This window comes from Moritella yayanosii (assembly GCF_900465055.1).
Lineage (GTDB): Bacteria > Pseudomonadota > Gammaproteobacteria > Enterobacterales > Moritellaceae > Moritella > Moritella yayanosii.
The window spans coordinates 2623668-2638813 of the sequence record NZ_LS483250.1 but is presented as its reverse complement, the minus strand read 5'-3'; the positions used below and the strand labels follow the sequence as shown (position 1 = coordinate 2638813).

Annotated in this window: 16 protein-coding genes; 10 read left to right on the top strand and 6 right to left on the bottom strand. The window is 42.9% G+C overall.

Translation table 11 applies throughout. The features are described 5' to 3' along the window. The first annotated feature begins 5 nt into the window (after positions 1-5). The 3 genes from MORIYA_RS12250 (at position 6) to MORIYA_RS12240 (ending at position 2975) form a co-directional block, all read left to right on the top strand. Positions 6-1214 carry an ABC transporter permease gene (locus tag MORIYA_RS12250; protein WP_232011621.1) on the top strand — a complete coding sequence of 403 codons (1209 nt, stop codon included), beginning with the start codon at positions 6-8 and terminating at the stop codon, positions 1212-1214. Next, positions 1207-2373 (top strand): ABC transporter permease, encoded by a 1167-nt coding sequence (locus tag MORIYA_RS12245; RefSeq protein ID WP_112715559.1) that lies wholly within the window; start codon positions 1207-1209, stop codon positions 2371-2373. Before MORIYA_RS12250 ends, MORIYA_RS12245 begins: the two co-directional genes overlap by 8 nt. Positions 2374-2465: 92 nt before the next feature. Further along, positions 2466-2975 (top strand): aminoacyl-tRNA deacylase, encoded by a 510-nt coding sequence (locus MORIYA_RS12240; protein ID WP_112715557.1) that lies wholly within the window; start codon positions 2466-2468, stop codon positions 2973-2975. A gap of 214 nt (positions 2976-3189) precedes the next feature. Here the strand turns inward: MORIYA_RS12240 and phnR are convergent, their stop codons facing one another. Together phnR and MORIYA_RS20845 are read right to left on the bottom strand one after the other, a co-directional pair. Beyond that, positions 3190-3915 carry a phosphonate utilization transcriptional regulator PhnR gene (gene phnR, locus MORIYA_RS12235; protein ID WP_112715555.1) on the bottom strand — a complete coding sequence of 242 codons (726 nt, stop codon included), beginning with the start codon at positions 3913-3915 and terminating at the stop codon, positions 3190-3192. 89 nt (positions 3916-4004) lie between these two features. Further along, positions 4005-4160 (bottom strand): hypothetical protein, encoded by a 156-nt coding sequence (locus MORIYA_RS20845; RefSeq protein WP_162629205.1) that lies wholly within the window; start codon positions 4158-4160, stop codon positions 4005-4007. 270 nt (positions 4161-4430) lie between these two features. On the opposite strand from MORIYA_RS20845, the gene phnW reads away from it, so the two are divergent. The 6 genes from phnW to MORIYA_RS12210 all read left to right on the top strand — a co-directional run bounded on the left by phnW (position 4431) and on the right by MORIYA_RS12210 (position 8893). After that, complete coding sequence (gene phnW, locus MORIYA_RS12230) at positions 4431-5528, top strand: 2-aminoethylphosphonate--pyruvate transaminase (protein ID WP_112715553.1); 1098 nt, start codon at positions 4431-4433, stop codon at positions 5526-5528. 172 nt (positions 5529-5700) lie between these two features. After that, positions 5701-6543, top strand: coding sequence for a phosphonoacetaldehyde hydrolase (gene phnX / locus MORIYA_RS12225; protein WP_112715551.1), 843 nt, complete (start codon positions 5701-5703; stop codon positions 6541-6543). 88 nt (positions 6544-6631) lie between these two features. Beyond that, a complete protein-coding gene (locus tag MORIYA_RS21390; RefSeq protein ID WP_232011620.1) occupies positions 6632-7000 on the top strand; it encodes an FAD-dependent oxidoreductase in 369 nt (122 codons plus the stop codon). Beyond that, a complete protein-coding gene (locus MORIYA_RS21385; RefSeq protein ID WP_232011619.1) occupies positions 6997-7284 on the top strand; it encodes a hypothetical protein in 288 nt (95 codons plus the stop codon). The genes MORIYA_RS21390 and MORIYA_RS21385 overlap by 4 nt, the downstream gene beginning before the upstream one ends. Positions 7285-7589: 305 nt before the next feature. Then, positions 7590-8450, top strand: a complete 861-nt coding sequence (locus MORIYA_RS12215; protein WP_112715549.1) for a M15 family metallopeptidase — start codon at positions 7590-7592, stop codon at positions 8448-8450. Further along, entirely contained in the window at positions 8447-8893 is a 447-nt protein-coding gene (locus tag MORIYA_RS12210) for a hypothetical protein (protein WP_112715547.1), read from the top strand. Before MORIYA_RS12215 ends, MORIYA_RS12210 begins: the two co-directional genes overlap by 4 nt. A 210-nt stretch (positions 8894-9103) precedes the next feature. Here the strand turns inward: MORIYA_RS12210 and accC are convergent, their stop codons facing one another. From accC to acs, 4 genes are all read right to left on the bottom strand, one after another. Further along, positions 9104-10462 carry an acetyl-CoA carboxylase biotin carboxylase subunit gene (gene accC / locus MORIYA_RS12205; protein WP_112715545.1) on the bottom strand — a complete coding sequence of 453 codons (1359 nt, stop codon included), beginning with the start codon at positions 10460-10462 and terminating at the stop codon, positions 9104-9106. A gap of 14 nt (positions 10463-10476) precedes the next feature. Further along, positions 10477-10926: an acetyl-CoA carboxylase biotin carboxyl carrier protein gene (accB, locus tag MORIYA_RS12200; protein WP_112715543.1), complete on the bottom strand. Its 450-nt coding sequence runs from the start codon at positions 10924-10926 to the stop codon at positions 10477-10479. A gap of 13 nt (positions 10927-10939) precedes the next feature. Further along, positions 10940-11398, bottom strand: a complete 459-nt coding sequence (gene aroQ, locus MORIYA_RS12195; protein WP_112715541.1) for a type II 3-dehydroquinate dehydratase — start codon at positions 11396-11398, stop codon at positions 10940-10942. A 327-nt stretch (positions 11399-11725) separates the two neighbouring features. Then, a complete protein-coding gene (acs, locus tag MORIYA_RS12190) occupies positions 11726-13672 on the bottom strand; it encodes an acetate--CoA ligase (RefSeq protein ID WP_112715539.1) in 1947 nt (648 codons plus the stop codon). A gap of 294 nt (positions 13673-13966) precedes the next feature. Between acs and MORIYA_RS12185 the strand changes: the two genes are divergently transcribed. Beyond that, on the top strand, positions 13967-15121 hold the full coding sequence (locus MORIYA_RS12185) for a 3-phenylpropionate MFS transporter (RefSeq protein ID WP_112715537.1): 1155 nt from the start codon (positions 13967-13969) through the stop codon (positions 15119-15121). The last annotated feature ends 25 nt before the right edge of the window (positions 15122-15146 follow it).

Below are 15146 nucleotides of genomic sequence, written 5' to 3'. Positions count from 1 at the left end.
GCTTGATGATGCGTTTATTCATTACTCAGATCAAGGCGGTTTGGCAGCGGGAAAACCAGCTAATATTGGCATCGAAATGGCAATTGTCACTGGTGACTTGGTTGCCACTTGCTTGCATGTTGTTGGTGTACGCTATTTTTTCACAGGGTATCCCACGTGATCTTGCGGTCGCGGTTGTTGATCAAGACCACAGCCGATTGTCACGCAGTTTGGTGCGCTATATTGATGCCAATCCTGCGCTTGCGGTGACAGTTCAATTGACCAGCCTGGCCGAAGGTAAAGCGTTAATGCAACGTGGTGAAGTGTATGCGATCGTGCATATTCCACGAGCATTTGAAAAGCAGATCTACTTAGCAATGACGCCCGAAGTCACTACCTTTTACAATGCCCAGTATGTGTTGATTGGTAAACTGGTATCGTCGAACATGGTAAAAACTTTTGCCACGTTTACGGCGCAAATAGATGCGGTTAAAACCTTGGCCAGTGGGGGTAATTTGGCGCTTATTAAAGGTGCTGTTGCGCCAATTTCAACCCAGATTAACCCGTTATACAATGTTTCGACTAATTACATACCATTTTTAGTGACCGCCGCTGTCGCGGCGTTATGGCAAATTTTTATCCTCGTATCGGTGTTGTTAGCATTTGGGTCGGAATACAAAAATAATACCCAAAATAGCTGGTTTCAACGCGCAGATGGTGCTGTTGTCAGTGCTGTAATGGGTAAATTGCTGCCGTATACCTTGCTTTCTGTGGTGCATGGTTTGCTATTCTTGAGTTTCTTTTACGGTTACTTAAGTATGCCGATGCATGGTAACTGGGGTTATTTATTGTTAATTTTGGTGACGGCAGTATTAGCGGGGCAGGCCATCGCCTTGTTTATCTTTAGCTTGACGATGAATTTTACTCAGGCAATTAGCATGGGTGCGGCTTATTCAGCGCCGGCGTTTGCCTTTATCGGGGTGACATTTCCCGCCGAAAGTATGCCGCAATTAGCGCTAATATGGCGTTCGTTATTACCGATTACACATTATATGCAGTTGCAAATTGGCCAAGTTAATTATGGGCAAGATTTTATGACCTTGTTACCGCAATTAACGTCACTAGGGTTATTTACATTGATGTTTGTGGTGGCGATATATCGAATTAAAAGCCATCGCGATAACGCGCTTGTGACTGACAATAACACGATATCAACGGGGCATGACGATGAATAAATTCTTGGCGCTAGTCGTACTCGAAATTAAAAGTATTTTTGCTGACCGTAGTATTTTATTGACCATGTTTGGTGGCATTATTATGTACTCGATCTTGTATCCGCTGCCGTATTCTCAACAGGTAGCCAGAAACGTTGAAATTGTGGTGATCGATTATGATCGCAGTTCGATGAGCCGTGAGTTAATACGCATGGTCAATGCTACTCCTGATACCCATATTACTGGCCAAGTTAATTCGGTGAAGGAGGCTGAAGCGTTAATTGAGACGGGGGCGATTAAGGGTTTTTTGATTATTCCTGAACATTTCCGTCGTGATCTGTATATGGAGAAGGCGGTAACCTTATCGCTGGGCGGTGATGCCAGTTATTTTATGACTTATTCGACCATTGCATCGGGGATCCTTAAAGCGGGTGGCACTTTATCTGCGAAAATTAAAGTGGCAAGATTAACGGTTGATAAAGAGAATATGTTGTTAGCCAAGCAACAGTGGCAACCGGCATCGTTAAACCTACAACCTGTGTTTAATCAACTGAACGGTTATTTGGATTATGTGGTCCCCGCGGTGTTTATTTTGATCTTGCAGCAAACGTTATTAATTGTCAGCGGCATTTTATCTGGTGGCCAAAACGAACGTTCACGGGCGAAAGAGCAAGGTTATTGGTTAACAGCATCGCCGACATTGCTGCTACTGGCGCGTTGCGTTGTGTTCCTCAGTTTGTATCTGGTGTTTAGTTTGTATTACTTTGGCTTTGCATTGGATATGTACGGGGTTAATCGACTCGCGGCGGCGTGGGATATTCTCAAACTATTAGTGCCGTTCTTACTGGCGGTTGTCTGCCTTGGCGTGGCGTTGGGGCAATTGTATAACCAAGCTGAAACCGCAACTCAGGTGATTTTATTTAGCTCAATGCCGGTATTGTTTAGCAGTGGTTTTATTTGGCCGATAAGTGAGATACCCGCTTGGCTGGTGATGGTATCGCAATTATTCCCAAGCACGGCCGCGATCCAAGGCTTGTTGCAATTAAACCAGATGGGCGCGGACTTTGAGATGGTCAGACATTTTCAAACGCAGTTATTAATCCAATGTTTTGCTTATGCGCTATTGGCAATTATGTTGTTGGCTTACAAACAGCGTAAATATAGCCTCAACGCACGCTAGTTGCTGCCTAAATAATTACCGGATTAACTCGCATTGTGGCTATTTAGCTCCCATACTTTGCTTGTAGAGAACAGTATTTTATGGAGGCAGAAATGACTATGGCAACCAAAGTTGGCCAGTTCTTAGCTAGTCACAACATCGATTTTAGTTTGGTTAAACATCGCCACACGGCAAGTTCGTTTAATTCTGCATTATCTGCACACGTGCCCAGTTCACAAGTCGCCAAAGCGGTGATTTTACGTGACATTGGCGGCGATTATTTAATGGCGGTGGTGCCATCAAATAAGCATGTATTGATTGGTGAAATTAATCGGCAAACGGGTAAGCAATATTACTTACTGGCAGAGCACGAATTATCAACCTTGTTTCAGGATTGTGAACCTGGGGCGATACCATCATTAGGGCAGATTTATGGTATGGATATGCTGGTAGATGATCTGTTATTCGAGCAGGAACAATTGTATATTGAATCGGGTGATCACATGAATCTAATCAATTTAGATAAACGCCAGTTTGGTAAAGCGGTGGGTAGTTTACCGCACAGTCATATTAGCGGGTATAGTTTTAAAGAAGGGCCATTATTTGAACATCGTGATCTTTGAGTGCTGTTGGATGTAAAAAAGGGAGCTGTAACAAAGATGGGACGTAAAGTGAGACGGCAGCAAAGATGCACAGGAATAACAATGGGAGCCCGTCGGCCCCCATTTAGTGTTGAAATACCGTAACTTTATCTTGGCATACCGTATTATATTTGTCGGATGTTATTATCGCGGATTATATACCCGATTAATAAATGTGATTATGGATGATATCAACTTATAGTTGACGTATCGCCCGTGCTTCAATAATCACTGCATCATGACGCCAATATTCCAGATCACAATCCAATAACTGACCATGTTGATCATAGTTAACTCGCTCTATATACATAGCTGCGCAGCCTGAAGTCGCGCGTAAAGCGGCTGCAGTATCGGCAACTAATGACGAAGAGCGGATACGATAATGGGTCTGTTGATACAGGATGTCGTAATGTTGTTGATAGATATCGGTTAAGGATGCCGACAGATCATGACTGAGTAAATGAGGGAGTCGGTCAGGCAATACATAATGAGTCACGAGTACGACCGGGCGTTCATCTAAATAACGCACGCGATGAATACGGATCACTTCAGTCTGAGGTGCTATTTGTAATAGCTGGGCGATATGTTTATCGGCGGGCACCATACCGGCATTGATTAATTCTGTTTTTGGTATACGTTGCTGACTTAGCGCTAGGTTATGAAAGTTAGTGGTATTGGTCGGGTCATAACGTAATGGTGCTGGGGAAATAAACCAACCGCGACGATTTTCACGATACACTTTGCCTTCAGACTCCAGTAACGACAAGGCTTCACGCAGCGTCACGCGAGTGGTATTGAAACTTTCTGCCAGTTTACGTTCTGACATTAATTTCTGTCCTGACGTTAGCTTTTGTCCTGAGGTAAATAGTGAACCAGCTTCGATCTGCAGTAAAATTTCATCTTTAATTTTTAGGTATTGCACAAAAGCCTCTGATGCTAGGGGTTAACCTGCTACTGGGTGGTTCCTGTTCTACAGTAGCAGAGTTATGCTTAATTTGGTCTATTACGCGGCTATTTTTGACGCCAAGCTTGGGTTCTTTTATTGATAAATGAGGCGATAATTAAATGGATTATTTTAGCCAATGCTGCGGTTACTAAGATCATCACTGCCATCGCTGCCGCTGAACCTGTTTGCCCGGCATCATCCATAATCCAACGTTGTTTCATTCGTGTCACTCCAAAAATTATTAACGGTTGATTCTGGTCTGTACCAGATTTGTTGAGAACGATAATAGAGTGCTTTTATGACAAAAATATGACCAATTGATGTCAGTTAAGTTAATTAAACTATGTTAGTTATTTTTATGGTTTGGTGTTTTTATTGCGGTTGACGATGAATATGAAGCTTTTATGAATTCTGCTGTTGGGCTATTTACCAAGTCAACGATCCACTGCTAGAGTGCTAACCAAACTGGTATAGTCCAAATGGAAGCAGAGATGAAAAACGAATATTTATTACTTACACCGGGTCCACTTTCTACCACCGCGAGTGTACGAGAAGCCATGCTAAAAGATTGGTGTACTTGGGATGATGAATATAATAAAGACATTGTTGACGTTATCCGCGCTAAGTTAGTGCAACTAGCGACCCCGCAAACGGGTTATACCAGTGTATTGATGCAAGGCAGTGGTACAGCATCGGTAGAAGCAACAATTGGTAGTGTTATTCCTGCGGATGGCAAGCTACTGGTGATTGATAACGGTGCTTATGGTGCCCGTATTGCGCAAATTGCAGATTATTTAAATATTGCCTGCGAGGTGATAACAACGGGTGAAACAACACCACCAAGTTTGGCCGAAGTTGAAGCCAAATTAGCGGGCGATGACAGCATTACCCATGTCGCCATCGTGCATTGCGAAACAACCACCGGCATGTTGAATCCGATTGAAGGGGTGATTAAATTAGCCAAACAACACGGTAAGATCGTGATCTTAGATGCGATGTCGAGCTTTGGTGGCATTCCAATGGATGTGGCTGAATTAGGCGTTGATTTTCTGATCAGTTCTGCCAACAAATGTATTCAAGGCGTACCCGGTTTTGGCTTCGTGATCGCACGCCAAACTGAACTGGAAAAATGCCAAGGGCGAGCACGTTCGTTGTCATTAGATCTGTATGAGCAATGGCATTGTATGGAAACCAATGGTGGCAAGTGGCGCTTTACCTCACCAACCCACACCGTGCGCGCGTTTTACCAAGCGTTATTAGAGCTTGAAGAAGAAGGCGGTATTGCGGCACGTCATCAACGTTACCAACAAAACCAAACAACCTTAGTTGCAGGGATGGCGAAATTGGGTTTTGATACCTTGCTTGATGCGTCATTACATTCGCCAATTATTACCTCGTTTTATTCACCGGTGCACCGTGATTATCAATTCAAAGAATTTTATAACCGCCTTAAACAACAAGGTTTTGTTATCTACCCAGGTAAGGTATCCAACGCTGATTGTTTCCGTATTGGTAACATAGGTGATGTCCATCCCAGTGATATCCAGCGTTTATTAGTGGCGATGGAAACCGCCAAATATTGGGAATGAAGTACATGTTTGAAGTGATTACTAACTTAGTGGTTACTACGCAGTGAGTAGCCGTTAGTATCGCTATACTGTTGTGCTTACCTGCATTGTTGCAGTTAAATTGTCATCAAATAGATTTGAATTAAATCATCAACACGATTATTAACAAAAGCTTACTTTGGAAAATATTATTATGTCTCACATCGTACAAGATCAGTCAGTAAAACTTAATCATGTGCAAGCCGTTATCTTTGATTGGGCGGGCACTATCGTTGATTTCGGTTCATTTGCACCGACCACTATTTTTATTGCCGCATTTAAAGCGCAGTATGATTTTGCTATTAGTTTAGCGGAAGCACGTGTGCCTATGGGCCTAGGTAAATGGGATCACATTAAAGCGGTATCGGCATTACCAGAGGTTGCCGCACGTTGGCAAGCCCAATTCGGCACCGTTATTAGTAAGATGGATATTGATGCTATTTACCAAACATTTATGCCGTTACAGATCGCTAAAGTAGGCGAGTATGCAGATCCAATCCCACATGCACTCGATGTCGTTAATGGCTTAAAACAGCAAGGGATTAAAATTGGTTCATGCTCTGGTTATCCCCGTGTGGTCATGGATAAGCTCATTCCTATCGCAGCAGCAAAAGGCTATGTGCCAGATTGCGTTGTGGCAACCGATGACTTAGCGGCAGGCGGTCGTCCAGCACCTTACATGGTGCTTAAAAACGTGATTGATATGGCGGTGACCGATGTTGGCGCCTGCATTAAAGTGGATGATTCAGTACCGGGCATTGAAGAAGGCCACAATGCTGGCATGTGGACGGTGGGTTTATTGTTATCGGGTAACGAAGCGGGTCTGACACTCGAAGAATACCTTGCCGCAGACGCCGCCACATTACACCAGGCGCGTGAGCAAGCCCGTGATCGTTTCACGCCATTTAACGCCCATTACCTGATTGATACCATTGCTGACCTACCACCAGTGGTTGCCGATATTGACGCACGTTTAGCCGCTGGTGAACGTCCGTAATGACTAAACAGCCTGAGTTTCAACCTTTTTGGTTCCAACAAACGATGGATCTTGAAGAGGACTACCGTAATGGTGGTTGCATGTTAACGTGGTCGACGAAATATTTACCGCCACGAATAGCGCGCAAACCGGTGGGCTAGAGGCGACATTAGCGGCGTTATATAAACATCAATTAAACAGTTGGCAGGTGTGGGAAGCGAAGAAAGTACAACAGCATGCCGGCTCTGAATTACATCAAGCAGGACATTTCTCTCCGGTAGCCGCCAGTGTGCAACCCGGGAAATTAGCCCGTGGTTTAAAACGCGTGGCAGAGCAACTTGGGGTGCGTATTTATGAAAACACCCCGATGTTAGCCATTAATGATAATGCGGTTAAACCAACCAACAGTAATAAAGATGCTCAACATAAAGTGGTGATTAATACCCGCAAGGGACTGTTTATGCGGCGAAAGCGGTGATGGCATTGAATGCTTGGATGTTAGAACAATTCCCACAGTTTAAAAATAAAATTGTGGTGGTATCGTCAGATATGGCGATCACCAAACAGATACCCGAAAAGTTAAAAAAAATGGGGATAACGGACGGTAAAACCGTGCTCGATTCTCGTACCTTTGTACATTATTACCGGACAACACCTGATGGTCGGTTAATGTTAGGTAAGGGCGGTAATCACTTCTCTTATGGTAATGCGATCAGGCCCTTATTCGATCGCTCGGCGACTGACTTGCCGGCAAAATATTAGCCTCTATGCTGGTGCGTAATGCTATTCGCCGTAAAGAGCGTTGCGAAGATAATGACACCACGCCTTTCTGGTTCGATAAACAGTTGGCTAAGTTTGCTAATGCGGCCGGTAAAGCGGATAAGTGATCTCGCTAAATATATAATATAAATTGTAATTTAAGCCTTAACTAGTACTTATCTTTTTGTAGTATATCTTGAAAGATGTTTAAGTTGGTAATCACTTATACGGACGTTATAAATACAGCGTGTTGATTATTATTTATAGTCTTAGCATGATGAACTCAAATACTAATAAGGAAATAGGCTATGGATAAGCTAGTAGAGCTAAAGAGGGGAGATGATGATGCAAGTAAAACGTGGGGGGGCAATACAGAGAAAGACATTCTCGCTTATATAGTGAAAGACCTTCAGAAAGATCTGAAAAGTATAGGGACATTTACCGGAACAGAAAATGGAATATTTGGGCCAAAAACGGAGAAGGCTCTTAAGATATTCCAATGGACTTGTGCCAATATTGATAAATGTATAAAAAATAAAATGACGGTGACTAGAATAAAGAAAGCTACGATTATAGCAAGTGGTGTACTAAACAAAGCGACGAACGATGAATTAAAAATGTGGATTAAAAATAGCCAGGTTGTTACAGGTGATCTCATTCGAATCTCATTTTCTGATTTAACAAACATTGAAGCTGGGCCAAATTTCAAAAAACTCAGTGCTAAAAAAGTTTTTAAAGATGAAATCGTTATTTCTAAAGGAGCAAAAAAGCTTCTTGAAGACCTTAATGAGAAAGCAAAAAAAAAATCAGTCACAATTAAGCTTAATCAGGCTTTTCGAGAGCATGGCGTAAGAGTCAGCGGTGCTGTGGTTACGCCTGCAAATAAGTCTCAACACCTTATCGGCCATGCATTAGATTGTAATATTGTAGATGGTACGAGCTGGAATAACAGCTCGGACTTTAAAAACAAGAAACACACACAGAATGCTAAAGATATTGTAAAGGATCTTAAAATTGCTGGATATCGCTGGGGGGGAGATTTTATACCAGTTGATACACCTCATTTTGACTCTAAAATTGAGTCATTAACTTTTGCTTATGATGCTAAGTTCTTTCTCAATCAGAGAATGATTTCAGAAGGGCATAATATCCCCAAGGATAATTTATGAGATATTTAAAGCTATTTTCTATCTTTTATTTGTGCGTTTTTATGGGGCTTGTCGCTTGTACTCACGTTGATAATCAATCTCACCCGATTGCGCTTTCGGATGATTTTGAGAAGATCTATGATTCGGGCCAACCTTTAATTTTATACTCCTACCGGGATGAAGTCGTACTATCTGAAGCTTATGCTGATTGGGAAGCATATTTAAATGATTTTAAACAAGGGACTGGTCAAAATTACTTTTATTCAAAGGTCGAAAGTGATGAATTTAAATCAATAGTTTCTGGTTCTACGGAATTTACCCTGTTTTTGAAGAAAGGTTATCCTGTGTTTTTATATGATGGATTTATCGTCGAGCCTCAGGTTTATACTGCGATACGTAAGATGCTTTCTAAAGAGCCATTGACCAATGTTGACAGGGCTTTTATGCCTGAAAAAATACAGTAGTAAAAAATATAATTGCTTTATTACATTTGATTAAGCGAATACGTAAATGCGTGAAACGACAATATAGAGCATTGTTCTATAAATCTGGCAAGACTGTATGTTAGATGGGAAGAGCGTTTCTGTGGTCAATAAAAAACCCAAGACGAGTAAATCGCTTGGGTTTTTTTGATCTGCAATGAGCTTAACGCTTATTTAGAACTGATTTAGTTCTTATTTCGTGTCTAGCGCTTTTTGAGCTAATTTCTTCTCTAAATAATGGATATTAGTACCACCATTCTGGAAGTTTTCATCACTTAAAATATCTAAATGCAGTGGGATGTTGGTCTTAATACCATCAATTACCATTTCACTTAAGGCATTACGCATTTTGGCTATTGCCACGTCACGGTTTTCACCGTAAGTGATTAATTTGCCGATCATGGAATCATAATGCGGTGGTACTTTATAACCCGCATAAATATGTGATTCCCAACGTACACCATAACCGCCTGCTGCATGGAAGCGTTTGATCAGACCTGGACTTGGTGCAAATGTCACCGGATCTTCGGCATTGATACGACATTCAAGAGAATGACCGGTCAGACGCACTTCATCCTGAGATACCGACAGTGGCATGCCCGCGGCGATACGTAATTGCGCTTTGATCAGATCAATCCCAGTGACCATTTCGGTGACAGTATGTTCAACTTGAATTCGGGTATTCATTTCGATGAAATAGAACTCACCGTTTTCATACAAGAATTCAAAGGTACCAGCGCCACGGTAGTTGATATCAACACAGGCACGACTACAGCGTTCACCGATATGACGACGAATGTCAGCAGTGATACCGGGTGCTGGCGCTTCTTCAACTACTTTTTGATGACGACGTTGTAGTGAACAATCACGTTCACCAAGGTAGATAGCATTACCTTGGCCATCAGCCAGTATTTGGACCTCAATATGGCGAGGATTCTCTAAGAATTTCTCCATGTACACCATATCGTTACCAAAGAATGTACCGGCTTCGTTACGGGTTAATGCGATTGAGTCAAGTAATTTATCTTCTTCATATACTACCCGCATACCACGACCGCCACCGCCCCCGGCAGCTTTAATAATGATCGGGTAACCAATCCGTTTAGCAATATTTTTATTACGTTGCGCGTCTGTATCGAGCGGGCCATCAGAACCTGGTACGCAAGGTACACCGGCTTTTTTCATTGCCGCAATCGCAGATACTTTATCGCCCATGAGACGGATTGTTTCAGCTTTTGGACCAATAAAAATAAAACCTGACTGCTCTACCTGTTCAGCAAAGTCCGCGTTTTCAGCTAAAAAGCCATAACCCGGGTGAATAGCAACTGCGCCGGTGATCTCCGCTGCGCTTAAGATCGCAGGTACATTTAAGTAACTGTCTGCGGCGGCAGGTTTACCGATACAAACTGTTTCATCAGCCAGTAATACATGCTTTAGTTCACGATCGGCTGTTGAGTGTACGGCTACCGTTTTAATACCCATTTCTTTACAAGCGCGAAGAATACGTAGTGCAATTTCGCCGCGATTGGCGATAACAACTTTATCCAACATTGGAAACCTCGTAGTTATTCAATGATGAAAAGTGGTTCATCAAACTCAATAGCTTGACCGTCTGTCGCTAGGATAGCTTTAACTACGCCGGCTTTATCTGATTCGATTTGATTCATCATCTTCATCGCTTCTAAGATACATAGCGTATCGCCAACATTGACAGTTTGGCCAATCGTTACAAAAGGTGCTGCGCCGGGCGATGCGGCATTATAGAAAGTGCCAACCATAGGAGAGAGAACCTGATGGCCTGCTACTTCTGCTGGTACCGCTTCAACAGCTGCCGCTGGTGCGATAGGTGCCGCTGCTACTGGTGCCGCAATCGGTGCGGGTGCATATTGTACTTGTGGTGCGACGCTGCTAAAGCGATTGATGCGTACTGACTCTTCGCCTTCAGAAATTTCTAATTCTGCAATGCCAGACTCTTCAACAAGTTCAATCAGTTTTTTAATTTTACGGATATCCATCATAATCTCTTTATTATTTGTTGTTAGTTTGCTTTAGCTGTTTGGCAGCAGAAAGCAACGCAAATTCATAACCATCAGCACCTAATCCACAAATAACACCTTTGGCGATATCGGACAGATAAGAATGATGACGAAATTGTTCTCGTGCGTGGACATTAGAGAGGTGTACTTCGATAAATGGGATTGCAGCCCCTAATAATGCATCTCTAATGGCGACACTGGTATGCGTGTATGCCGCAGGGTTGATAATGATAAAATCAGTATTGCCCATCGCCGCATGAATATGATCGATAAGCTCGTGCTCTGCGTTAGATTGTTCGTGGCGCAGATCAATATCGTGCTCAGTTGCAACATCGGTCAAATGTTCTACAATGTCACTAAGTGTTTGATAGCCGTAAGTCTCAGGTTCTCTTTTACCTAAAAGATTTAGATTCGGTCCGTTGAGTAACAATATTCTGGGGTTGTTCGACATATTGCTTCCATTGTCTGGTAAAATGACGCTAACGTCGCTAAAAACGTTGGTTTTTATAGATGCGCTGAAAACTTCAATCATAAAGTAATATAAAGTACGATTGTCGCTAGTTCCCTACACATTATATGATTTTCGTAGAATATAACAGCATTTAACTGGTCTTATCTGATATTTTATTAAAGTTTACACTCTAAATTAAATCGCGCGAACAGCGCTTATTTAGGGGGTAGGGGCGATTATTGATATGATTGTCAATAAAAATAGATGTAACCAAGGTAATGGTTACACCGATAAGTGATTACGCCATTGCGCTAGCGTTTATAGTTGTTATGCGTTTTGTTTTTCGGCTATGAGAGTATCAACCACGCTAGGGTCTGCTAGCGTGGATGTATCCCCTAACGAATCCGTGTCATTGGTTGCTATTTTACGCAGGATACGACGCATGATCTTACCTGAGCGGGTTTTTGGTAGTGCCTGGGTCCAATGTAACGTATCCGGTGTGGCAATCGCTCCAATTTCATTGCGAACCCATTGCTTGACTTCGGCCTCTAATGCGTCATCGGCTTTTTCTCCGGCATTCAATGTCACGTACGCATAAATACCCTGACCTTTAATGTCGTGTGGTACACCGACGACAGCGGCTTCGGCAATTTTGCTGTGTGATACTAATGCACTTTCAATTTCTGCGGTACCCATACGGTGACCCGATACATTAAGCACATCATCGACACGCCCGGTGATCCAGTAATAACCATCAGCATCACGTTTAGCCCCATCGCCGGTGCAGTACATATTCGGGAATGTGGAGAAATAAGCTTCTTCAAAGCGGCTTTCATCGCCATAAATACCACGCATTTGTCCAGGCCAAGAATCTAAAATAACTAAGTTACCTTCATTCTCGCCTTCTAATAAGTTACCTTCATTATCGACCAAGGCAGGGCTAATACCAAAGAATGGACGGGTTGCAGAGCCCGGTTTCAGTGCCGTTGCGCCTGGCAGAGGGGTAATTAAAATACCCCCCGTTTCGGTTTGCCACCAAGTATCAACAATCGGTGTTGATGAATTGCCGATAGTGTTGTAATACCATCGCCATGCTTCAGGGTTGATTGGTTCGCCTACCGAGCCCATTAAGCGCAGTGAAGTACGTTTGGTGCCGGCGATAGCATCATCGCCTTTAGCCATTAATGCACGGATGGCAGTTGGTGCCGTATAAAGGGTGGTGACCTGGTGTTTATCAATCACTTGGCTCATACGAGCAGTATCAGGGTAGTTGGGCACCCCTTCAAATAATACCGTGGTGGCGGCGTTCGCCAATGGTCCGTAGACTAAATAGCTGTGGCCGGTGATCCAACCGACATCGGCAGTGCACCAGAATACGTCGCTGTCTTGATGATCAAAGACATATTTAAAGGTCATCGTGGCATACACGAGATAACCACCTGTGGTGTGTAATACGCCTTTGGGTTTACCGGTTGAGCCGGAAGTATAAAGAATGAATAATGGATCTTCGGCATTCATTGCTTCTGGTTCGCATTCACTTGGCTGGTCTTTGACGACATCATGCCACCACAGGTCACGGCCTTCATGCCATGCGATGTCGGCTTTAGTGCGGGCAAATACAATGACATTGTTAACACTGGTCACTTGGGGTTTAGCGAGTGCTTTATCAACACAATCCTTGAGGCGAATAATACGGCCAGCACGCACACCTTCATCGGCAGTAATGACTAATTTCGCGCCGCAGTTGTTAATACGTTCGGCCAGTGCTCCTGCGGAGAAACCAGCGAATACAATGGTATGCACGGCACCAATACGAGTACAAGCCAGCATCGCGATAGCGGCTTCTGGGATCATTGGCATATACAGACAAACGACGTCGCCTTTTTTAATGCCTTGGGCTTTTAACGCATTTGAAAATTGACAAACTTTTTCGTAAACGTCTTGATAAGTGAGTTTTTCAGAATCTGCTGGATTATCACCTTCCCAAATAATGGCGGTTTTATTGGCATTATCTTTTAAGTGACGATCAAGACAGTTGGCTGATACATTAAGTTTACCGTCTTGGAACCATTTAATGTCGATACTGCCAGGTTGGAAACTGGTGTTTTTAACTTGGCTATAAGGCTTGATCCAGTCAACTATTTGCCCTTGTTCACGCCAAAAGGCTTCCGGATCGTTAATTGAATGCTTGTACATGGCTTGATAAGCACTATCATTTAATAAACTGTTTTGCGCAAATTCTGCAGGTACCGGATATAGTTTAGTGTCGCTCATTGTGCTTCCTTAATAGTATTTAATTCCTTGTCCACATCTGGATGTAAGCATGTTTTATTGTGGTTTTGTTTACATCGGCTGTGAATGAAAATGCCATGGCCGCTAATATCTAGCAATACGACTTTAGTATTAATGATAGTTTTTTGTGATGACTTTGCTTTAATCATTAATTTATATAGATGAAATAGTGCCTAGATCACCATAATATTTTATGGGAAATAGCGCATCTCTATTACTAAGGGCGTAGAATGTCGAAAATTATTGGACTGATATGTCATTATTTAGGGATTCAACATGCGCTTTGCACTGCCATCATCAATATGGATGGGATTTTATTACGCTTTTTTCTTCGGTGTATTTGGCATTCTGCTGCCATTCTGGGCGTTATGGTTAAAAGGCGAAGGTATCTCCACGGAAATGATCGGTAGCATGCTGGCATTTGCACTGGTTGCCCGTTCTGCAGGGGCGTTATTATTGACCCGCAACTTGGTCACGACTACCTCACTATTGACCCGCGTTCAGCGATTGACGCTGACTGCAATGGTCGCGTTCTCTGGTTTTTATCTGATTGAAAATGTTTATGCGATCTTTTTATTAGTCATTTTAACTAACTTTATATTTTCGCCGTTGATGGCCTTGGGCGAGACGATAGGTGCGAAGTTAGTGCGTTACAATAATATGGATTATGGCCGAGTGCGGTTGTGGGGCTCGATTGGTTTTATGTTGTCGAGTGCGTTAACCGGTTTTTTGGTCGAAGAGTTTGATCATAGAATCATTTTATTGTCGATTATTATTGGACTCGGGATCTTATTTCTACTCACTATCACACCTGCGAAAAATATGCCGGAAGGTGGAACGGCAACCAGCAAACCGAGTTCGGGTATTTTGACGATATTAAAGCGTCCAGCATTTTGGCCATTTTTAGCCATCACCTCATTATTACAAGGTGCTCATGCGGCTTATTATGGTTTTGGCGCTGTGTACTGGCAAGATATTGGTATTAGTGAAATTTATATCGGTTATTTCTGGAGTGTGGGGGTTGCCGGTGAGATCTTATTTTTAGCGTTTGGTAAACGCATCTTTGGCAATGTCAGTATTGCCATGATGTTTGTCATTGCTGCGGCGGGTAGTGTGTTACGTTGGACCACATTAGGCTATGCCATGGATGTTACGCCAATCATGTTGTCACAGTTATTACATGGAGTGACGTTTGGTGTCGCGCACCTGGCATCAATGCGTTATATGGCAGAACGTGTCAGTGAAGAAGATGCGGTAGCGACACAAGCTATTTATGCCGCGCTGCCGTTTAGTTTAGCCATCGCGCTGCTGACGTTTGTATCTGGGCTATTTTATCCGCTCGTCAAAGCCGATATCTTTATTTATATGGCATTCGCTGTGTTGCCAGTATTTTTAATTGCCCGCAGCAAGCATATTGCTGTCATTAAATAAAATAGATAACGACGACGCCAGCAAT